Raw genomic sequence first — 20,708 nt, forward strand, 5'->3', positions numbered from 1 at the left:
GGATCGGCAAGAACGAGCTGACCTACTCAGGCTTCGGGGTGCCCCACCGCACCATCCCCCCGCAATGTCGCCGCCAGGCGACGAGCCGAACTACTGCCCCGCATTAGACGGAACCGCAGGCGCAGTAGGCGTCTGACTAGCACTAGGCACCTGCGAACTAGTCGTCGGAGTCGCAGACGAGGACGGCGTACGCGTCGGCTGCTGCGTAGCCTGCGAAGACGGCGGAGCGGACTGCGTAGTACTCGGCACCGACGTCGGGGTGTTCTGCCTCGACTCCCCAGACGACGGAGTCTGCGGCGCAGTGCTAGGCGTGTCGTCCCGGCGTTGATCCTGATGCTGGCTGGTATCCGGCTGCCGAGGAATCAACCCCGTAGACACGCTGCCCTGAGTCGACCAATCCAAGCCGAGCAAGACCACCAACGCGGCGACAAAGGCAACGGCACTCGACCCGATAACCAACGGCCACCGCATCTTGCGCAGCTTCTCGCCCAGAGTCTCAGCCTTCTCCGGTTCAGTCGGCTTCAGTTCGGACAACCGAACCGTAGGCATGTTCGCCAAGTCAGCAGGGAGATACACCGTCGGAGCCTCGCCAGGCCCGGGCTGGCGAACCTGCTGGCTGAGGCCAGGCTCACGAACCTGCTCGCTGTGGCGGGTCTGGCGAACCGGATCGCCGGGCTGGCGAACCGGATGGCCGAGCGGCACGCGCACCGGGGCGAGGCTGCCGCGGCTTCGCCGGGCCGCCGTTTCCATCGCCTTGCGCGCGGCCTCGCGAGTGCGTTGCAGAGAACGCAGGTACAACTCACCGCCGACCGTGCTGACCACACTGGCCACGCCGGCGCCGATCACTGTTCCCGCGACCCCCAGCGTCGAACCCAGCAACGCGGCGGTGACCGCCGCCAGTGCCGAGGCCAGCACCGAGGTCATCCGGAGGTTTTTCTCCTTCTTCTCCGGCGCTTCTTTCTGCTCCTCGCTCATGATCCCGTTCTGATCGTTTCCCGCCCGTTGTTCTCTGTTTCTTCAACGGTTAAGTCGTCCGAGACGCTCCCCGCGTTGCCCCGGCGTGAGGGACGCCACGTTGACTGTCCACAATGGATGGACTAAAGCTCACACATTCCTGACATACTCGCCTCATGCAGCTCGTGACGATCTCCGACATCGAAACCGCGGCCGGGCGGATCAAGGGCACCGCGGTGCACACCCCCCTGCTGCGTCAGCTCTGGGTTCCCGGCGAATTCTGGGTGAAACCCGAGAGCCTGCAACCGATCGGCGCGTTCAAGATCCGCGGCGCGTACAACGCGATCGCCGCGCTCACCGACGCCGAACGGGAACGCGGAGTGGTCGCGTATTCGAGCGGCAACCACGCGCAAGCGGTCGCCTACGCCGCCCGCGAATTCGGGATTCCCGCGGTGATCGTGGTGCCGGACGTCACTCCGCGACTGAAGGTCGAGGCCACCCTCCGCTGGGGCGCGGAAGTCCGCGAAGTGCCGATCGCGGAACGGGAATCGGCGGCGCTCGGACTCGCCGAGGAACGCGGTCTCACGCTGATCCCGCCGTTCGACCACCCGGACATCATCGCCGGGCAGGGCACCGTCGGTCTGGAGATCGCGCAAGACCTGCCGGACGTCGAGACCGTGCTGGTCCCGATCAGCGGCGGCGGCTTCGCCTCCGGCGTCGGGACCGCGATCAAGACGAAATGCCCGAACGCGAAGGTCTACGGCGTCGAACCGGAACTGGCGGCTGACACCGCCGCCAGCCTCGCCGCGGGCAAACGCGTCGACTGGCCCATCGCCGACCGCGCCCGCACCATCGCCGACGGTCTGCGCGCGCAACCGTCCGAGCTGACCTTCGCACATCTGCAGCGCGTCCTGGACGGCGTGCTCACCGTGACCGAGGACGAAATCCGCGACACCGTCCGGGTGCTGGCCCAGCAGGGCCGCCTAGTCACGGAGCCGAGCGGTGCCACCGCTCCGGCCGCCTACCTGCACCACGCCGACGAACTCCCCGGCGGACGCACCGTCGCAATCGTTTCCGGCGGCAACATCGATCCGGCGATGCTGGCCGAACTGCTCGCCTGACGCCGGGCGGTCACCAGTTGACGGTCTGGCCTTGGCGGTCCAGATAGTGCAGCCCGCCCTTGCCCGCCCAAGCCTCGATCGTGTCGGCGACGCCCGGGATGCTCTCGTCGATGGTCAGCCGCGCGCGGGGCCCGCCCAGGTCCGTCTTTACCCAGCCGGGAGCCATGAGCAGCAGCGTGCGCGGGTCGTCGGCGTGCCGCGCGGCGTAACTGCGCATCAGCTGGTTCAGCGCGGACTTGCTCGCCCGGTAGACCTCGAAGCCGCCGTTCGTGTTGTCGGCGACGCTGCCCTGACCCGACGACATCACGCCAATGGTGCCCGTCGCGGGGACCAGGTCCCGCAGGGTCTCGACGGCGCGCATCGGGCTCAGCGCGTTGGTCACCATGACCTGGACGAAGTCCTCGGTGGACACGTCGGCGAAGGTCGCCGCGGGGTCGGTCGTGTAGTTGGTTCCGGCATTGACGAACAGCAGGTCGAACGCCGACCCGGCCAGCCGCTCGCGCAGCGCCGAAACCTGGCCGGGCACCGCGATGTCGACGGTCTCCACCGTCAGCCTTCCCTCGGCCGAGCCGGCCAGCTCGTGCAGCGCGGAGGGCGTGCGCTCGGTCGCGGTGACCTGCCAGCCGCGGCGGAGGAACTCGGCGGCCAGCGCGTAGCCCAGTCCGCGCGACGCCCCGATGATCAAAGCACTCTTGCCGGCCATGCTCGCTCCTTAGCTATCAACTGATAGCTAATCTACGGCGCGCGATGGATACCTGTCAAACGATAGCTATGCTGACCCGGTGAAAGACGAGCAGCTCTTCGAGGTGGCCGACCTGATCCTTGCGGTGGCCCGGCACATCAACGCCGCCAAGGAAGCCAACGCCGAGTCCGGGACGCCGCTGGAAGGAGCGGTGATGCGGTTCGTCGACCGGCACCCGGGAACGACGGTCAACGCCGCGGCCGAGGCCACCCAGATGATCTCCAGCAACGTCAGCCGAGCTGTCCGGGGCTTGGAGAACAAGGGCCTGCTCCGCCGCGAAGCCGACCCCGACGACGCCCGGCGAGTACGCCTTTACCCGACCCCCAAGGCGGCCGAGAACCTGCAACGGCTCCGCGACACCTGGTCCGATCTGCTCGACGGGACGCTCACGGATGCCGAGGAGCTCGGCACGTTGATCACCGCGCTGCAGCGCATCGAGACCCGGCTAGTCGCCCGATCCCGCGGCACCGGCTGACCCGCGCAACCGAGCCAGGACCGCGTCCAGCCCCTGCCGCACCATCTCCGGCATCCCGTCGCGGCGCAGACCGGTCAGCAGCTGCTCGTTGATCCCGCCCGGAGTCATATGCCGGGCGGTCAGCTCCGCCAGCGACCCGCCGTCGGCCAACGACTTTCCGACCTGCCCGAACACGTGCGCCACGTACGCCGAAGCCACCTCGTCCTCGACCCCCTGCGCGACCATCCACCCGGCAATGGTCGCCAGATAGTCCAGGTGCGCGGCGAACGTAGACGTAGCCGCGCTGAACGCTTCCAGACTCGGCTCGTCGCGAGGCACCACCACCCCGCCGACGCGCTCGAACAAGTCCCGTGCGACGTCGTCTTCCGGGTACATCGCGGTAAGGCTCTGCCGCTGCGCCGCCTGCGGCAACGGACCGGCGGACGCACTGCCAGCGCCACTGTGTCCGCGCGATCGAGCACTTCCTGATTGCTCGCGCCCACCCGCACGTCCAGGTACCGCGCAGCCAGCCCCGCGCTGATCTCCCGCGAGCGCGGCGACAACACCACCGGCAGGCTCCCGTCGAGCCCGGTGACGATGGCGGCCGTCAGCTCCCCCGTACCGACAAACCCCACCCACCGAAAGATCAGCGATGCCCGCCTGGATGGACGTGCGTGGGCGGCCCTTCCACCCCGCAGTGCAAACAGTCCCCGGGATGCGGCGAATCATCCGCTTCGGCGGCGCCGAGCACGCCGTTGTGAATTCCTAACGCGATAAGCCCGCCGACGATCGCCAGCACCGCGCAGATCACCAGCGCCGTCTGCCATCCGGCGGTCAGCGCGACCGGATCGCGATAAGCCGAACCCGTCAGACCCGCCGCGGCAGGCAGAACCGCCACCGCCAGAAGTCCACCCGATCGGGCGATCGCGTTGTTGACCCCGGACGCGACCCCGGCGTACCGGTCCGGTGCGGCGGCCAGCACCGTCGCGGTGACCGGAGCGACCACAGTGGCCAGTCCCAGCCCGAACACCACCACCGCGGGCAGCACCGACCCGAGATACGACGACTCCGGTCCCACCCGGGTCAGCAGCAACATCCCGGCACCGACGACGATCGGGCCGACCACGAGCTGCAGCCGCGGTCCGATCCGCTGCGCGAGCGCTCCCGACCGGCCGGAGAGCAGCAGCATGATCACCGTGATCGGCAATCCGGCCAGCCCGGCCAGCGTCGGCGAGTAACCCAGCGAGACCTGAAGCTGCAGCACCAGCAACATCATCACGCCGCCGAGTGCCGCGTAAACCACGAACGTCAGCGCATTCGACAGCGTGAAGGTCCGGTCGCGGAACAACGAAGGCGGTACCAGCGGCTCAGCCGCCCGGTGCTGGAGCCAGAGGAACAAACCCAACCCGGCCACGCCGACCGCCAAGGCAATCAGCACGACCGGATCGCCGATCCCGCGCACCGGCGCCTCGACCAACGCGCCGGTCACCCCGGCGAGCCCGAGCGCGCCGACCGCCGCGGCCGCGTAGTCCGGATGCCCGGTCGCCGCCGTGTCCCGAGACTCGGGCACGAACCGCCGCGCCATCAGTACGACGATGACCGCGAGCGGCAGATTGATCAGGAACGCCAGCCGCCACGACCACGCCTGCACCAGCAGTCCGCCGAGCAGCGGCCCGACCGCCGCGGCGATGCCGCCGAGCCCGGACCACGAGCCGATCGCACGGGCCCGGTCGTCGTGCGAGAACGACGACTGCAGGATCGCCAGCGAACCCGGCGTCAGCAACGCCCCGCCGATTCCCTGCAGCACGCGGAACAGCACGAGCAGTTCCGTCGACGGCGCCGCCGCGCACAGCCCGGACGCGAGGCCGAACCAGACCACGCCGACCAGGTACACCCGCCGCCTGCCGTAGCGGTCGCCGAGCGACCCGGCGACCAGGATCAGCGCGGCCAGCGCCAGCAGGTAGCCGTCGAGGATCCACTGCAGACCGGCGACCGACGCGCCCAGCTCCTCGCCGATCCGGGGCAGCGCGACGTTCACGATCGTGCCGTCGAGCATCGCCATCCCCGAACCGAGGATGGTCGTCCAGAGCACGCCGCGAGCCGCGGGCGTGCCCCAGCGGATGCCGGTCTCCCCCGCGGTCGTCACGCGGTCAGGGCAGCAGCGTGGTGACGAATTTGTACCGGTCGCCGCGATAGACCGCGCGGGCGAACTCGACCGGCTTGCCGTCGGTGGCGAACGAATGCCGGGTCAGCATCATCACCGGCATGCCGACGTCCGCGCCGAGGATCTCCGCTTCCTGCGGCCCGGCCAGCGACGTCTCGATGGTCTCCTCCGCGCGCTCCAGCTCGACGCCGTAATGCTCGCGCAGCACCGCGTACAGCGAACCGCCCGCGGTGATGTGCTTGCGCAGCCCGCGGAACCGGCCGAGCGGCAGATGCGTGGTTTCGAGCGCCATCGGCTGGCCGTCGGCGAGCCGGAGCCGGCGCAGCCGCAGGATCTTCGCGCCGTTGCGCAGCTGCAGCAGCTTCGTCATCTCGCCCTCGACCGGCAGCTCTTCGAGCTCCAGCAACTGGGACGACGGCTTCAGGCCCTGCTTGCGCATGTCCTCGGTATAAGAGGACAGCTGCAGCCGCTGCGCGAGCTTCGGCTCGGCGGCGAACGTGCCCTTGCCCTGGACGCGGTGCAGTCTGCCCTCGGCGGTCAGATCGGCCAGCGCCTGGCGCACGGTGGTGCGCGAAACGGTGAACTCGCCCGCCAGCGCCCGCTCGGTCGGGATCGGCGATCCCGGCGGCAGTGCGTCGAGCAGGTCCAGCAGATGCTGCTTCAGCGCCCAGTATTTGGGTTCGCGCTGCCCTCGCGCAGCAGTCCCCGCCTCGCTCGCGGGGGGTGTCTCCAGCATGCCCGGCTCCCTCAGTCTTCCCACATTAAACGCGCCACTGCCCCGTGAGGAAACGTACCCTTCTCCCGACACCCTCCGCCCGGCTAGCATTGGTCTAGACCTGACCGGACGCCGCTCAGCACACCGGGACCCCCGTCCCGGCGGAGAGGAAAGTGATGACCCAACTACGCCCCGGCGAGCACATGGCCGCGGAAATCTCGGAGCAGCCCGGCATTCTCGCCGGGCTGGTCGAGCGGCGGTCCGGCATCGCGGAAGTCGCGGAAAAGGTTTCACAGAAACCGCCCCGGTTCGCTTTGCTCGCCGCTCGCGGTTCGAGCGACCACGGCGCGCTGTACGCGAAATACCTGATCGAGGTACTCCTCGGCCTTCCGGCCGGGCTCGTGTCGCCGTCCACCGCGACGCTGTACGGCGCTCGTCCGGACCTGCGCGACGTGCTCTTCATCACGGTCAGCCAGAGCGGCGGTTCGCCGGACTTGATCGAGGTCACCGAGGCCGCCCGCCGCCAGGGCGCGCTGACCGTGTCGGTCACCAACACCCCGGACTCGCCGCTGCGCGCGGCTTCGGAGCTGGGCGTGGACATCGGCGCCGGGGTCGAGAAGGCGGTCGCGGCGACCAAGACGTACTCCGCGACGCTGATGGCGCTGTACCTCTTCATCGACGCGATCCGCGGCGGCAAGGGCGAGGACGCCGAGAAGATCGGCGAACTGGCCCAGCAGACGCTCGACGGCGCCGTCGAAGGCGTGCAACGCGCGGTGGACCGCTATCGCTTTGTCGACCGCGTACTCACCACCGGTCGCGGCTATTCCTATGCCAGTGCGCTAGAAGCGTCGCTGAAGCTCGCCGAGACGAGCTATCTCGCGGCCCGCGCGTACAGCGGCGCGGACCTGCTGCACGGTCCGGTCGCGGCGGTCGACGGCGAGACCGCCGTGCTCGCCGCCACCAGCCTCGGCCGCGGCGGCGAGGCCATGCGCGAGGTCCTCGAAGCGGTCGGCGAGCGCGGCGCGGACGTGCTCGCGATCGGTTCGGCGGCCGACGACGTGCCCGCGGCGCTGCGCATCCCGGTCGCCCCGACCGTCGAGGAATTGGCTCCAGTGCTGGAAATCCTGCCGATCCAGCGGATCGCGCTCGGGCTGTCGCTCGCGCGCGGCGGCAACCCGGACAACCCGCGCGGCCTGCTGAAGGTGACCAAGACCCGGTGAGCCTCGTAGTAGGCGTGGACGCCGGCGGCACCTCGACGCGAGCGATCGCGGTCGACGCCGCCGGCGTCGTGCACGGCACCGGAGCCGCGGCGGGCGCGAACCCGAATTCGCATCCGCCCGCGGAGGCGGCGGCCCGGATCGCCGGAGCCATCGAGTCCGCAGTGGACGGACGGACCGACGTGCTCGGCGTCGTCGTCGGCATGGCGGGCGAGAGCAAGCTGTCCGACCCGGCGGTCGCCGCGGAGTTCACCGCGGCGTGGGAGCGGATCGGTCTCGGCGGCCTGGTCCGCACGACCGGCGACGCCGAGGTGGCCTACGCGTCCGCGACGGCCGAGCCGGACGGCACCGTGCTGGTCGCGGGCACCGGTTCGATCGCCGGGCGCATCCGCGGCCGCCGGATGGTCGCGACCGCGGGCGGGCACGGCTGGCTGCTCGGCGACGAAGGCTCGGGCTTCTGGCTCGGCCGCGAAGCCGTGCGCGCCACTCTTGCCGCGCTCGAAGGCGACGGCCCGCTCGACGGTCTGGCCGAGGCGGTCCTCGCCGAAGCGTTCGGACCGTCCGCAGTGGACTTGTCCGATCGCTTCGCCGTCATGTGGTCGCTGGTGACCCATGCCAATGCGGAACCGCCGGTCCGGCTGGCCCGGTACGCACCGCTGGTGAGTGCCGCGGCCGCGGCCGGCGAGCCGGTCGCGGAGGAAATCGTCGAGCGCGGCGCCCGGCATCTCGTGCGCGTAGCTCGCGCCACGCGCGAGCCGGGAGAAAAAACTCCGATCGTGCTCGTGGGCAGCGTGCTGGCCGAGAACAGCCCGGTCGGAGCTCGCGTGCGGGCCGAATTCGCCGGGCTCACCGTTCTGACCAGCTCCGATGGCGTGCTCGGCGCGGCCTGGCTCGCGGCGGTTCAAGCGTGGGGCGAGGACACCCCGCGACCATCCCGACGGGTGAATGCCACCAAAACTTGAGCGGAAGAGTCGAAACCGTCGACTCAACCCCTCCCGTCCGGGTACCGTAGGAACCGGCCCCCGGACCCTCCCCCCTCGCCGGGGGCCGCCTTAACTTCCGGGTCCGTTTCCGGACTCGCCCGCACCCGGGTCTTTCGCCAGGCGAAGGCCCGGGTGTTCTGCGGGAAGGGTCCGGTAGAGGACCCAGCCGCTGACCGCGACGGTCGCGGCCACCAGCGGCCAGGAGAGCACCGTGCGCGCCACTCCGAGCGCCACCACCTGCCCGGTCCACCACAACAGCCCGTAAACGACCACTCGCAGCAAGTACTGCAGTACCCACACGCCGCTCGCCCACGAGTACGCGCGCAGCAGGGCCGGATCGCGCCGCCAGCGGGTCTTCTGCCCGAGAAGCACTCCCACGATCACGCCGAGCAACGGCCAGCGGACCGCGATGCTCGCCGCGAACAGCAGCGCGCTCGCCGCGTTCGAGAACAGCTGCAGCAGGAAGAAGTCCTCGGCCCGGCCGGTGTGCATCGCGATCAACGCGGCGATCACCACCGCGGCGAGGCTGACCACTACCGCGCGCGCCTTGTCGCCGCGGACCAGCCGGTACGCGCCGAGCAGCACGGCGACGCCGATCGCCACTCCGGCTCCCCAGGCGATCGACTGGCCAGAAGCGAGCCAGCCGACGACGAACGCGGCGGGCGGGATGCTTGCGTCGATCGCGCCGCGCCGCCCGCCGAGGATCTGCGTGAGCGACTCCCGCGCCGGCCCTTTCGCAGTCTCGTCTGTCACAGCTTCCAGCCTGCCGCAACTCGCCGCGGACCCCCAGGTCGGGAGACCTACCCCACATGGAGTCCGGTACATGCCCGATCGCGAGGTTCGTCCCGGTGAAATCGGCGTAATAGGGAGGCGCGAAACCCCGACAAGGTAAGAGACTGTGACATCCGGCTGAACCGGTCGTGTCCGGCGGGAAGGATATGGGGATATCCGACTGTTAGTTGGGGTGTACAACTAGGTCCGGGAGTTCACGGGGAACAGGCGCACACCAGCGGGAAAGGGGAACCCAGCGTGTACGGGATCAACAGCTACGTAGCCATCGGGGACAGCTTCACCGAGGGCCTCAACGACCATCGGGGCGACGGGACGTTCCGCGGCTGGGCGGACCGGCTCGCCGAGATGCTGGCCGGCGACGAGCCCGGTTTCCAGTACGCGAACCTCTCGCTGCGCGGCAAGATGCTCGACGAGATCATGGACGAGCAGCTCCCGATCGCGCTGGAACTGAAGCCGGACCTGGTCACGCTGTGCGCGGGCGGCAACGACGTGATCGTGCCGGGGGCGGACGTCGACGCCATCGCGGAGCGCTTCGAGGCGGGGGTGGCGAAGCTGCGCGCGGCCGGGATCCCGGTGGTGATCTTCAACGGGCCGGACACCAAGACGCTGTCGGTGATGAGCGTGCTGCGCGGCAAGGTCGCGATCTACAACACGCACCTGTGGGCGATCGCGGCCCGGCACGGCGCGAAGATGGTCGACCTGTGGACCATGGAGCCGCTGCACGACCGTCGCGCGTGGAGCGACGACCGGCTGCACTTCACGTCGGACGCGCACCGCCGGATCGCGCTGCACACGGCCGAGGTGCTCGGCGTCCCGGTCACCGAGGACTGGCGGGAGCCGTACCCGGAGGGCACCGAGCCGGCCACCTGGATCACCTCGCGGCGGTCCGACCTCGCCTGGACCAAGGTCCACCTGCTGCCGTGGATCCGCCGTCAGCTGCGCGGCGAGTCCATGGGCGACGGCCTGTCCCCGAAGCGCCCGGAACTGGCTCCGCTCATCCCGCTCGTGCCGGACAACCCGGCGAGCATCGACCTCGACGTGCGAGGCGATGTGCGAGGCAACGCGACCGCCTCCTGACCCCCGTCCCCCGACAGTGCCGGCACCGGTGACCACCGGTGCCGGCACTGTCGGGAGAGCCACCCGAACGGCGGCCGTCACCAGGTCGCCAACCGGACGGGCCCGGCATATGGTCCTTTTATGTCCGGTGCACGAGGGTGGCTTCGCTTGATCCCCGTCGCAGTGGTGGTCACGGCCCTGCTCGCGGGCCTCGTGACTTGGCTGCAGGGCAGCGGAATCCAGGACGACCTCGCCGCGCGGTCACGCTCCGCGCTCGACGCGGCCGGCCTCCGCGGCGGCGAGGTGAAATTCTCCGGACGGCAGGCGACCCTCGAAGGGTTCCCCGCCGACGAAGCCGGGCGCGCGCTGGGCATCGTGCAGGGAGTCGACGGGGTCGAATCCGCGCAAGCCTCCGGCGGTGCCGGGCCGGCGCAATCCGCGCCCTCGCCCCAACCGTCGACGACGCCGCCCAGCCCGCCGCCCTCGAGCCCGCCGCCGAGTTCGTCCGCCCCGCCTTCCGCGCCGCCGACCGACCGCGACGGAATCCAGGCCGAACTGGACCGCAAACTCGCGGCCGCGCCGATCACCTTCGAACCGGACAGCGCACAGCTCACCGACGAAGGCGAGCAGGCCGCGCGCGACCTCGCGCCGTTGCTCCGCGACGCGCCGGACAACTTCCGCTACCGCCTCGTCGGCCGGGTCGCCGACGGTCCGGGCGGACGCGGGGCCGCGCTGAAGCTTTCCCGCAACCGGGCGCTGACCGTGATCCGGCTGCTGATCCGGGAGGACGTGCCGCCCGACCGATTGCTCGCGGTGGGCAGCACGAGCGGTTCGGACAACGGGGACGACAGCGACCGGCGGGTCGAGATCACTGTGGAACAGAGGTGATGGCGGATGCTCTGGCTCTTCGGGCAGATCTGGCTGTGGCTGCTCGTCTCGTTCCTGCTCGGAGCAGCGGTCATGTGGCTGTTCACGCGGGTCTCCCGGCCGAAGGCCGAAGCCGAGGCTGAGCCGTACCGGCCGGCCGCCGCTCCGGTGGAGGAGCCTGCCGAGGAGACCCGGCACATCCCGCCGGCGAACCCCTACGAGGACTACGAGGAACCGGCGTACCCGCACTATGAAGACCCGCCGGAGCGCGTCTACAACGACTATCCGGAAGTCGATCCGGACGAGCCGTACCGCGGGCAGGACTCGGCCGGGCATCCGCTGCCCGATCCCGAGCCGCGGCTGTCCGGCGAACTGAGCTGGCCCGAGGACGACCAGCGGAGTCCGCACTGGCCGCACGACCAACCCGCGCCCCGCCGACCTGGACGCAGTGGCTGACACCCACCTGGTAGATTCGGCTACGCACGGTAAGCGGGCGCCGAGGGCCCCGGGCGATGTCAGGAGGTCCGATGGCGCTTCCGCACTGGACGCCACAGAACCTGCTGCCGCCGGGACGCCACCACGCCGACCTCGCCGACGTCTACGAGCGGCTGGTCTACGACGCGCCGCACCAGAACGAGCGCGAGATCCTCTTCAGCGCGCTCAACAGCTATCTCGGGGTCGCCCAGCGAGTGATCACGTCCGGGCGGGCCTGGCTCGGCGGCGCGTTCGTCACCCGCACGGCGCATCCGCCGCGCGGGCTCGACGTGGTGCTGCTGCCGGACGAATGGGGCGCGTTGAAGCGGCTTGACGACACCGGCCGCACCGCGTTGTACGGCCTGCTGACCCTGCGCGGCATCATCGTCGGCCAGCCCGCGATGTACCTCGACCAGATCCAGCCGGTCGGCGGCATGCTCGACGGTTTCCTGTGCCGTCCCGGCGACGAGGACGTGTGGGAATCGGTGTGGGCCGAGGGCGGCAGAGGCATCCCGGAGATGGTGTGGTGAGGAACGAGTTCCGGCGGATCGCGGACGAGATCCCCGGCGGCACGTGGCTGGACGACCTCGCGCGCGCGTCGGCGATGGCGGCGAACGCGAAGTTCGAGCGCACCTGCCGCGCGCCTTTGCTGCACGTATCGGTGATCGGCGAAACGCACATCGACGCGTACACCTTTTCCGACATCAGCCGTGCGCTGCAGGACGCGACGGCGAAGATCGGGCACATCATCCGCAATCCGTCGAACGAGGTCACGTTCGTTCAGCAGGCGGACCGGGACAAGGCCCCGCTGATCCAAAAGGGACAGGCGGGCAACGCGATCTTCTTCGGTTTCCCGGAACCGGCGGTCGACGACGCGCTGATCCACGACGGCATCGAAACGCTGTCCGAGCGCGCGGTGAAGGAACTCTGCGATTTCCTTCCCGCCAACGGTTCCGACGACGGCGCGCTCGACGCGGTGCTGCTGCAGCGCGACACGGTGCGCAACGCGGTCAGCGACGTCGTCAACGCGGTCAGCAAGCACGCCGGCATCGGGATGGCGCTCACGCCCACCGCGGGCGAGCAGGTGACCCGGAGCATGACCACCGAACAGGCCAGGGTGCTGCAGGGCAGTCTGCGCGAGTCGCGCGAGGCGGTCGGCTACGAGACGGTGACCGGACGCCTCGACGGCGTGCGGACCCGGCGGCGGATTTTCTACCTGGAGCGGGAATCGGGCGGAACCATTCAGGGCGCGGTCGCCCCGGATCTGCTCGACCAGATCAAGGAAAACCTCGATCGCCCGGTGACCGCGCGGTTGCGCGTCGTGCGCACGACGACCATCGACGGGCGGCGCGGCAGGCCGGTGCACGAACTTCTCGAGATCACTCCGGAAGTCAGTCTTTTCGATCAGTGAATGGCGCGCGGACCACCGCGTCGCCAGGCCAGGCTGTCGGCAAGCCCGCGGCCCTCTTCGGAATCATCCGGCTTTTCCGGCCAGCAAATGGCGCCGCTTCGCGCAATCCGACGGGAAATGACCTCGATCGCCCGGACGCGGTAAATGGATGACATTGTCACTCGATAACGATTATTCCAACCTCTCGGACATCTGCGTTAGCGTCTTCGCCATCCCAGCGGAAGAGGCACGCATGACGACCGAGCAGCCGTATCCGGCCGCACCCGCGCGACACAGCAGGACCACCACTCGCCCTGGTCCGCACCGTCCGCCCCAGCAGGAGTCACCCCGGCGGCGCGCGAACTGGCCCGGCGGTCTCGCGGTCGTTCTCGGACTGGCCGCGCTCGGCATCGCCTTCCTCCCGGACTGGGGTTTCCTCGCCTGGCCGGTCGCCGGGGTCGGGCTCGCCGCCGGAATCGCGGGAATAGTGCTGTCCTCCAAGGGAGCAATGCGCGGATTGGGTGTCGCGCTCACCGGAACCGCGCTTTCCGCACTGGCCGCCGTGCTGTGCGGCACGATGCTGCTGTACCCGTCGATGTTCGGCACCGCACGGGCGGGCGAACTGCACATCCCGCCGCAGCCGGGCGAGAAGCATTCGGTCGACTTCGTGGTGACCTCGGCGGGCGGCGCGACGGTCCGCTACGGCACGCTCAACGACCAGCGCACCGCCTCCACCCCGCCGAGCACCGACGACTGGCACGGCCACGCCTCCTACAACGGCGGCACGCCGATCCTGTCGCTCACCGCGGACACCGCCAACGCGGGCGTGACGAACCAGATCAGCTGCCAGATCCTCGTCGACGGCAAGAAGGTCGCCGAGAGCAGCGGCAGCTCGATCGCGCTCTGCACGGCGAACGTCGACTAGGGCCTGGCGGCCGGCCGGCCTACCCCCATCTCGGCCGGCCAACCGCCACCGAACCGCTCCTGGCGGCTCTTCCAGGTCCGCGCGGTACTGCCGCGGTCCCGTCGCCGGCTTCACAGCCTGCCCCTCCCCTAGGGCTCCGCCAGCGTCGCGGCCGACCCTACGCGCGCTGACCGCCCGATGGCTAAGAATCCGCTAAGCGGACGCGATTATTACCACGCCGACCTGCGAAAACACAGCTGAACATTGTACAAGAGCCGGGCTCGCCGACCGCCCGCTCACTCCAGGTCGGCCGCTTGCCTGGCCCACCGGCACATTCTCCGGGCCGACCCAGCTCGGAGACCAGCGGCCACAGTCCTCCGGACGAATCGCCCTCCGCTGACCACACGCCACCTGCCACCGGCTGTAGCACTGCGGCCGGTATCAGCGGCATCGTGCCAGTCACGAGCCCCGAGATGGCTGCACAGCGTCAGGTGGCGTGGCGCTAGACCGACTCCAGGTCGGCCGCTTCCTTGCGCAAGTCCTCGACCTGCCGGGGGTTCATCCGCTCGTACCGCGCCACCGCGAGCCGGTACTGCTCGCGCGCCTCGTCCAGCCGTTCCTGGCCGCGCAGGATCCGCGCCAGGGTGACCCGCAGGATGCCCTCCTGCAGCTCGAACTGCCGCGATACAGCGAGGGACACGGCCTCCCTCGCGTAGCGTTCGGCGGCTTCCAGGTCGCCGATGCCCAGATGCAGTTCGGCGAGGTTGTTCAGGGACACCACGGCATAGCTGTCGTCGCCGAGCTGGCGGTCTATTTCCAGCGACGCCAGCTGATGCGTGATCGCCTCGGCGGGGCGGCCGGCGCGCTTTTCGGCCTCGGCGCAGTTGTTGAGCGCTTGGCCGCGCAGTTCGAGATCGCCGGTGCGTTCGGTCTCCGCGACGGCTTCCAGCAGCCGTTCGATCGCCTCCGAATAGCGGCCGAGCAGGGTCAGCACGCTGCCGAGGTGGATCTTGGCGACGATGAGCGAACGCCCGTCGAGGCGGGTCGCCAGGCCGACCGCGCGTTCGGCGTCGGCGATGCTGCCCTCGACCAGTTCGAAAGTGAGCGCGATGGCGCAGCGGGAGATCAACATCCAGCACTGGCCGAGCGGTTCGTCCGCGGCCTCGGCGGCGGCGAGACCGAGGTCGACGAGCCGGATCCATTCCTCGTACAGCGGGCAGACGACCCGGTAGGTGTGCGCGACGCGGGCGAGCCGCCAGACGTCGGCGTAGCGGCCGTCGGCGTGCGCGGCGTCCAGCACGGCCAGCAGGTTCGGCCATTCCGCGGCGAACCAGTCCTGTGCCTGGGCAAAGGTTTCCAGCGGCGGCAGCGCCTCGGCCGGCACGAGGCCGGTGAGGTCGAGCGGGTCGACGATGCGCAGCATCTTCCGCCGTGCGGTGTCGGAGGCGGCTTGGTGGTACCGGATCGCCCGGTCGAGCACCGCCGCGCGTTCCGCGGGGTCCAGTTCGGTTTCCGCCAGGTCCCGCAGGTACAGCCGGACGAGGTCGTGCGGGGCGAAGGCGTCGCGCGAGATCTCGGCGATCAGGTTGTGCGCGGCGAGCGTGCGGAGGTCGCGGCGGGCCTGCTCCACCGAGATCTCCGCGATGGCCGCCGTCAGGTGCGGTCCGGTGTGCCGGGCGGGCACCGCGGCCAGCAGCAGCAGCGTCCGGGCGAGTGCATCCGGCAGGCCGCGGAACGAGACGTCGAACGCGGCCCGCACGCCGTCGTCGGCTCCGGTCACGTCGAGCCCGGCCAGGCGGGTCCGTTCGTTTCCCAGCTCCCCGACGAGATCCTTGAGTGTCCACTGTGGACTGGCGGCGAGCTTGGCCCCGGCGATCCGCAGCGCGAGCGGCAGGTAGCCGCACAGCCGGGCGAGCGCGTGGTTGAGGTCGAAGTCCGCGGGCCCGGCCAATTCCTCGATGACGCTCACCGCGTCTTCCGGCGCGAGCGTGCCGAGCACGCGCAGCTTCGCCGAATGGGACACCGCCAGCGCCTCCAGCCGCGACCGGCTGGTCACCACCGTCATCGACCGCGCACCCGGCGGCAGCAACGGACGCACCTGTTCGGCCGAACGCGCGTCGTCGAGCAGCACGAGCATCCGCCGCCCCGCGATCAGCGAGCGGTACAGCGCGACGCGCTCGTGCAGGTGCTCCGGCACCTCGTCCGCGGGCACGCCCAGCCCGAGCAGGAACTGCGACAGCAGATCGCCCGGTTCGAGCGGCGGCTGATGCGGATCGAAGCCTTGCAGCGCCGCGTACAGCACGCCGTCCGGGAACAGCCGGGCCGCGCGATGCGCCCACCAGATGACCAGTGCGCTCTTGCCGACTCCAGCGGTGCCGGACACGATCACCGTGCTGTCGCCGCGCTCAGCGAGCCCGTCGAGCCATGCCACCTCGGCCTCGCGCCCGGCGAGCGTCGGCAGCGCGGGCGGCAGCTGGGACGGGGCGACGGCCTGCTCCGGCACCGCGCTCTCGTGCGCGGCGAGATCGTCGTTGAGCACCCGCTCGTGCAGCACGCGCAGATCGGCACCGGGTTCGACGCCGAGCGAGCCGAGCGTGGCCCGCGAGACGGTGCGGTACAGCTCGAGCGCTTCCCCGCGTCGCCCGGCGTGGTAGAGCGCGCGCATCAGCTGTCCGGCGGTGCGTTCGGCAAGCGGGTCGGCGCCGACGATCGGGCTCAGTTCGACGATCAGCTCGTCGTACCGGCCGAGATCGAGGTCCGCGTTGACCCGGGCGTAGCGGATCGCGCGCCGCAGCTCGTCCAATTCGGGTGCGCGCACCGAATCGGGCACGCCCGACAACGTCGGGCCCTGCCACAGCGCGAGAGCTTCGGCGAGCAGCTTCGAGGCGTTCTCCGGCGATTCCAGCGCGGCCTGGTCCAGCAACGCCCGGGCCCGATGCGCGTCGATCCGGTCCGGCGCGACGGAAAGCTGGTAGCCGGGCGGACGGGTGCTGATCTCGGCGACCGGATCCGACATCTCCCGCAGCAGACGGCGCAGCTGCGAGACGTTGCCGTGCACGATCGTGCGTGCGGTGGCGGGCGGATCGTGGCCCCACAGCGCGTCGATGATCTCCTCGAGCGGCACCACCTTGCCCACGCGCAGCGCGAGCAGCGCCAGCAGCCCCTTCACTCCGGGACCGCCGACGGGAACCGCGCGGCTGCCGTCGAGCAGCCGCACCGGGCCGAGCAGTTCGACCCGCGCGCCGCCATCGGCCATGCTCGCGCGCACCTCCCAGGCTCACCCCCAGCCAGACAGGCCAACTTACCGTCAACGGCACCCGGCAGAAACCGCTCTTTCGTGAATTTCGACCCCCGAACAGACGAGTCCGGCCCCGCACCATCAGTCCCGATCTGATGGTGCGGGGCCGGACTCATTGATCGTCGGCCGGGCCGCCAGGGGGCGCGGTCCACCCGTGCATCGCGGCCGTCCGCCCGCGGTTCGGGGGGCTCACCCCGAGCAAGAACCCGGACCGCCTGCGGACAACCATGCCTTCGCAGCGCGGCTGCGAGGTGGCGACAACGTAACAGGGCGCACATTCTTCGTTACGAGCGACCCGCCGTTGGCGAAGGTGTCGCTGGTCACCGCGTGATCGGGGTGGAGTTGCGGCCGGCGATGAACGACGGACGCGGCTCGCTCGCGGCGAACGGCTCCTGCAGCGCGTTGTCCACGCTGTTGAACACCAGGAAGATGTTCGACCGCGGGTACGGGGTGATGTTGTTCGCCGACCCGTGCATGATGTTCGAGTCGAACCACAGCGCCGAACCCGCCGAGCCGGTGAACTGCTCGATGCCGCAGTCGGCGGCGAGCTTGGTGATGTCGTCCGGCGACGGCACGCCCACCCGCTGGTCCTTCAGCGAGCTCTTGTAGTTGTCCTCCGGGGTCTCGCCGACGCACTGCACGAACGTGCGCTGCGAACCCGGCATGACCATGAGCCCGCCGTTGTACGGGTAGTTGTCGGTGAGCGCGATCGAGCAGCTCACCGCGCGCGGCGACGGCATGCCGTCCTCCGCGTGCCAGGTCTCGAAATCGGAGTGCCAGTAGAAGCCAGTGCCCTTGAAGCCCGGCATGTAGTTGATCCGGCTCTGGTGGATGTAGACGTCGGAGCCGAGGATCTGCCGCGCCCAGTCGAGCACGCGGGGGTCGCGCACCAGCTCGGCGATCAGGCCGGAGATCTCGTGCACGTCGAAGATCGACCGGACCTCGCCGGTCCGCGCCTCGGTGATGACGCGCTCGTCGTCGCGCAGCTTCTCGTCCGACGACAGCCGGACGACCTCCTGCCAGTACGTCTGGACCTCACCGGGCGAGAGCAGTCCGTCCACGACCGTGAAGCCCTTGGCGTCGTGGTTCGCCAGCGTCGCGGCGTCGATCGGGCCGTCAGCCTCGGTACCCCACACGGTGGGGTGCACGCGCGGAAGGTGTTCCGGCGTACCGGTGATCCGGGTCGGGTAACCGTCGTTGACCCGGGTGTCCATGATCGTCACAGTGGCTCGCCTCCAGTTCTTCTGGCGTTTCTTCTTTCTTGTGGTGGTGGGAGTGACGCAGTGTCAGGAGTCTTCGGTGACGAGCGGGTAGACCCCGTTCTCGTCGTGCACCTCGCGGCCGGTGACCGGCGGGTTGAACACGCACACGCACTTGATCTCGGTCTTCGGGCGGACCTGGTGCTTGTCGTGGTCGTTCAGCAGGTACAGCGTGCCCGGCTTGAGCGGGTACACCTCACCGGTCGCGAGGTCTTCGATCTCGCCTTCGCCGGAGGTGATGAAAACGGCCTCGATGTGGTTGGCGTACCAGAAGTCGTTCACCGTGCCCGCGTACAGCGTGGTCTCGTGCACCGAGAACCCGACGCCCTCCTTCGCGAGGATGATGCGCTTGCTGCGCCAATTCGGGGTCTTGATGTCAGCGTCGGTGTCGGTGATCTCGTCGAGCGTGCGGACCAGCAAGTGACGGGCTCCTTCTTGTTCTTCGGGTGATTACTTGAGGACGGCGGCGACGGACTCGGAGATGATCGAAAGCCCCTCGCTCAGCTCGTCGTCAGTGAGGGTAAGCGGCGGAAGCAGTTTCATCACCTCTCCGTCCGGGCCGGAGGTTTCCATCAGCAGGCCGCGCTCGAACGCCGCCTTGCAGACCGCGCCGGCCAGCTCGCCGCTGCCGAATTCGAGACCGCGCGCCAGGCCGCGGCCCTTCGCGACGAGGTTCGCCTCCGGGTAGCTCTCCACCAGGTCCTTGAAGGTGCTCGCGATCCGCTCGCCCTTGGCCTTGGTCGACTTCTCCAGCTCGTCGTCGCTCCAGTAGACGCGCAGCGCCTCGGTCGCGGTGACGAACGCCGGGCTGATGCCCCGGAACGTGCCGTTGTGCTCGCCCGGCTCCCACACGTCCAGCTCCGGCTTGATCAGCGTGAGCGCCATCGGAAGGCCGTAGCCGCCGATCGACTTCGACAGGCACACGATGTCCGGCGAGATGCCCGCGTCCTCGAAGCTGAAGAACGGGCCGGTGCGGCCGCAGCCCATCTGCACGTCGTCGAGGATGAGCAGGATGTTGTGCCGCTTGCACAGATCGTCGAGGCCCCTGAGCCATTCCAGGCGCGCGGCGTTGATGCCGCCCTCGCCCTGCACGCCCTCCACGATCACCGCGGCGGGCTCGTTCAGGCCGCTGCCGGAGTCTTCGAGCAGCTTCTCGAAGTACATGAAGTCCGGCATCGCGCCGTCGAAGTACTTGTCGTAGGGCATCGGCGTCGCGTGCACCAGCGGAACGCCCGCGCCGCCCCGCTTCATCGAGTTCCCGGTCACCGACAGCGCGCCGAGAGTCATGCCGTGGAACGCGTTGGTGAAGTTGATGACCGATTCCTTGCCGGTCACCTTGCGCGCCAGCTTCAACGCGGCCTCCACGGCGTTCGCGCCGCCGGGACCGGGGAAGACGACCTTGTACTCCAGCTCGCGCGGCGCGAGGATCTTCTCCTGGAGAGTCTCCAGGAAGTCCCGCTTCGCGACGGTGAACATGTCCAGCGCGTGCGTGACACCGTCCCGCTGCAGGTAATCGATCAGCGCCTTCTTGAGATGCGGGTTGTTGTGCCCGTAGTTCAGCGCGCCGGCGCCGGCGAAGAAGTCGAGGTACGGCTTGCCGTCCTCGCTGTAGATCCTGCTGCCCTGCGCCCGGTCGAACACGACCGGCCACCCCCGGCTGTAACTGCGGACTTCTGACTCGAGCTCTTCGAAGATGCTCATAACGATTTCTTTCGCTCCTACTCGGCGAAATTGACGGGTTATTAGCGGCGCAACGGCCCGATGCGGTAAAGATCCTCGGGCTCGTGCGCCTCCCCCTGCGGAAAATCAGCGACTTCGAACAACCGGCGGTGTTCCAGATCCGCGTCCCATCGCTTCGCGAACGACTCGAAGAGCCGGATCGACGCCTGGTTGTCCGGAGTGATCGTGGTTTCCAGGTACCGCACGCCCTCACCGACCAGACGCGTGTACAGGCTGTCCAGCAACTGTCCGGCCAGGCCTTTTCCGCGCTGCGAGGCGTCGACGGCGACCTGCCACACGAGCGCGACGTCCGGTGCGGACGGCCTTCGGTAAGCGATCACGAATCCGACCGGCTCGCCGTCGACGCGGGCGACGACCGAGGTCTCCGCGAAATCCTTGCACCACAACAGGTACGCATACGGCGAGTTGAGATCAAGCTTCTGCGAATCGCGTGCGATTCGCCAGAGAGCGGCACCATCGGCCTTGGTCGGGGATTCGATCAAGTGCTTTCCGGACATACTTTGGAAACGTAACAGAGAATTTTCGCGCCGCCAGCGATCCATGCCACGCCCACCGCCCTCACCTGGGACGACGGGGAT

21 protein-coding genes are annotated in these 20,708 nt (G+C 69.5%); 10 read left to right on the forward strand and 11 right to left on the reverse strand.

Annotated elements, in window-relative coordinates; genetic code table 11:
* Positions 1-90: 90 nt before the first annotated feature.
* Complete coding sequence (locus H5411_RS09255; RefSeq protein ID WP_183123575.1) at positions 91-975, reverse strand: RodZ family helix-turn-helix domain-containing protein; 885 nt, start codon at positions 973-975, stop codon at positions 91-93.
* 155 nt (positions 976-1,130) lie between these two features.
* Here H5411_RS09255 and H5411_RS09260 point away from each other — a divergent pair, with 155 nt between their 5' ends.
* Positions 1,131-2,075, forward strand: coding sequence for a threonine ammonia-lyase (locus H5411_RS09260; RefSeq protein WP_183123576.1), 945 nt, complete (start codon positions 1,131-1,133; stop codon positions 2,073-2,075).
* Positions 2,076-2,085: 10 nt separating this feature from the next.
* Here the strand turns inward: H5411_RS09260 and H5411_RS09265 are convergent, their stop codons facing one another.
* A complete protein-coding gene (locus tag H5411_RS09265; protein ID WP_183123577.1) occupies positions 2,086-2,778 on the reverse strand; it encodes an SDR family NAD(P)-dependent oxidoreductase in 693 nt (230 codons plus the stop codon).
* Between the two features lie 79 nt (positions 2,779-2,857).
* Here H5411_RS09265 and H5411_RS09270 point away from each other — a divergent pair, with 79 nt between their 5' ends.
* Positions 2,858-3,292 carry a MarR family winged helix-turn-helix transcriptional regulator gene (locus H5411_RS09270; RefSeq protein ID WP_183123578.1) on the forward strand — a complete coding sequence of 145 codons (435 nt, stop codon included), beginning with the start codon at positions 2,858-2,860 and terminating at the stop codon, positions 3,290-3,292.
* Here H5411_RS09270 and H5411_RS48895 read toward each other — a convergent pair.
* The 3 genes from H5411_RS48895 to H5411_RS09285 form a co-directional block, all read right to left on the reverse strand.
* Positions 3,263-3,667, reverse strand: a complete 405-nt coding sequence (locus H5411_RS48895) for a pyrroline-5-carboxylate reductase dimerization domain-containing protein (protein WP_312878000.1) — start codon at positions 3,665-3,667, stop codon at positions 3,263-3,265. The two genes, H5411_RS09270 and H5411_RS48895, sit on opposite strands and share 30 nt — an antisense overlap.
* A 250-nt stretch (positions 3,668-3,917) precedes the next feature.
* Entirely contained in the window at positions 3,918-5,417 is a 1,500-nt protein-coding gene (locus H5411_RS09280) for an MFS transporter (RefSeq protein ID WP_101437275.1), read from the reverse strand.
* 4 nt (positions 5,418-5,421) lie between these two features.
* Positions 5,422-6,171: a GntR family transcriptional regulator gene (locus tag H5411_RS09285; protein ID WP_009084055.1), complete on the reverse strand. Its 750-nt coding sequence runs from the start codon at positions 6,169-6,171 to the stop codon at positions 5,422-5,424.
* Positions 6,172-6,326: 155 nt separating this feature from the next.
* Here H5411_RS09285 and H5411_RS09290 point away from each other — a divergent pair, with 155 nt between their 5' ends.
* Together H5411_RS09290 and H5411_RS09295 are read left to right on the forward strand one after the other, a co-directional pair.
* Positions 6,327-7,370 carry an SIS domain-containing protein gene (locus H5411_RS09290; RefSeq protein ID WP_183123579.1) on the forward strand — a complete coding sequence of 348 codons (1,044 nt, stop codon included), beginning with the start codon at positions 6,327-6,329 and terminating at the stop codon, positions 7,368-7,370.
* Positions 7,367-8,329 carry an N-acetylglucosamine kinase gene (locus H5411_RS09295; protein WP_183123580.1) on the forward strand — a complete coding sequence of 321 codons (963 nt, stop codon included), beginning with the start codon at positions 7,367-7,369 and terminating at the stop codon, positions 8,327-8,329. The genes H5411_RS09290 and H5411_RS09295 overlap by 4 nt, the downstream gene beginning before the upstream one ends.
* 90 nt (positions 8,330-8,419) lie before the next feature.
* Here H5411_RS09295 and H5411_RS09300 read toward each other — a convergent pair whose 3' ends face one another.
* Entirely contained in the window at positions 8,420-9,103 is a 684-nt protein-coding gene (locus H5411_RS09300) for a DUF3159 domain-containing protein (protein WP_183123581.1), read from the reverse strand.
* A 276-nt stretch (positions 9,104-9,379) separates the two neighbouring features.
* On the opposite strand from H5411_RS09300, the gene H5411_RS09305 reads away from it, so the two are divergent.
* From H5411_RS09305 to H5411_RS09330, 6 genes are all read left to right on the forward strand, one after another.
* Entirely contained in the window at positions 9,380-10,219 is an 840-nt protein-coding gene (locus tag H5411_RS09305) for an SGNH/GDSL hydrolase family protein (RefSeq protein WP_183123582.1), read from the forward strand.
* Positions 10,220-10,366: 147 nt separating this feature from the next.
* Positions 10,367-11,086: an OmpA family protein gene (locus H5411_RS09310; protein WP_220816728.1), complete on the forward strand. Its 720-nt coding sequence runs from the start codon at positions 10,367-10,369 to the stop codon at positions 11,084-11,086.
* 6 nt (positions 11,087-11,092) lie between these two features.
* Positions 11,093-11,521, forward strand: coding sequence for a LapA family protein (locus H5411_RS09315; protein ID WP_183123584.1), 429 nt, complete (start codon positions 11,093-11,095; stop codon positions 11,519-11,521).
* Between the two features lie 71 nt (positions 11,522-11,592).
* Positions 11,593-12,069 (forward strand): DUF6932 family protein, encoded by a 477-nt coding sequence (locus tag H5411_RS09320; protein WP_101437268.1) that lies wholly within the window; start codon positions 11,593-11,595, stop codon positions 12,067-12,069.
* Positions 12,066-12,950, forward strand: coding sequence for a hypothetical protein (locus H5411_RS09325; protein ID WP_067580198.1), 885 nt, complete (start codon positions 12,066-12,068; stop codon positions 12,948-12,950). Before H5411_RS09320 ends, H5411_RS09325 begins: the two co-directional genes overlap by 4 nt.
* 232 nt (positions 12,951-13,182) lie before the next feature.
* The gene (locus H5411_RS09330; protein ID WP_183123585.1) at positions 13,183-13,854 is read left to right on the forward strand and encodes a hypothetical protein; all 672 of its coding nucleotides are present in this window, start codon (positions 13,183-13,185) and stop codon (positions 13,852-13,854) included.
* 481 nt (positions 13,855-14,335) lie between these two features.
* On the opposite strand, the gene H5411_RS09335 is transcribed toward H5411_RS09330, so the two are convergent.
* From H5411_RS09335 to ectA, 5 genes are all read right to left on the reverse strand, one after another.
* Positions 14,336-17,089 (reverse strand): AfsR/SARP family transcriptional regulator, encoded by a 2,754-nt coding sequence (locus H5411_RS09335; RefSeq protein WP_183123586.1) that lies wholly within the window; start codon positions 17,087-17,089, stop codon positions 14,336-14,338.
* A gap of 362 nt (positions 17,090-17,451) precedes the next feature.
* Complete coding sequence (gene thpD / locus H5411_RS09340) at positions 17,452-18,354, reverse strand: ectoine hydroxylase (RefSeq protein ID WP_101437265.1); 903 nt, start codon at positions 18,352-18,354, stop codon at positions 17,452-17,454.
* A gap of 63 nt (positions 18,355-18,417) precedes the next feature.
* Positions 18,418-18,810: an ectoine synthase gene (locus H5411_RS09345; protein ID WP_101437264.1), complete on the reverse strand. Its 393-nt coding sequence runs from the start codon at positions 18,808-18,810 to the stop codon at positions 18,418-18,420.
* A 30-nt stretch (positions 18,811-18,840) separates the two neighbouring features.
* A complete protein-coding gene (gene ectB / locus H5411_RS09350) occupies positions 18,841-20,091 on the reverse strand; it encodes a diaminobutyrate--2-oxoglutarate transaminase (RefSeq protein WP_183123587.1) in 1,251 nt (416 codons plus the stop codon).
* A 41-nt stretch (positions 20,092-20,132) separates the two neighbouring features.
* Positions 20,133-20,627: a diaminobutyrate acetyltransferase gene (ectA, locus tag H5411_RS09355; RefSeq protein WP_101437262.1), complete on the reverse strand. Its 495-nt coding sequence runs from the start codon at positions 20,625-20,627 to the stop codon at positions 20,133-20,135.
* Positions 20,628-20,708: the final 81 nt, after the last annotated feature.

Source organism: Amycolatopsis echigonensis, assembly GCF_014174495.1.
GTDB lineage: Bacteria > Actinomycetota > Actinomycetes > Mycobacteriales > Pseudonocardiaceae > Amycolatopsis > Amycolatopsis echigonensis.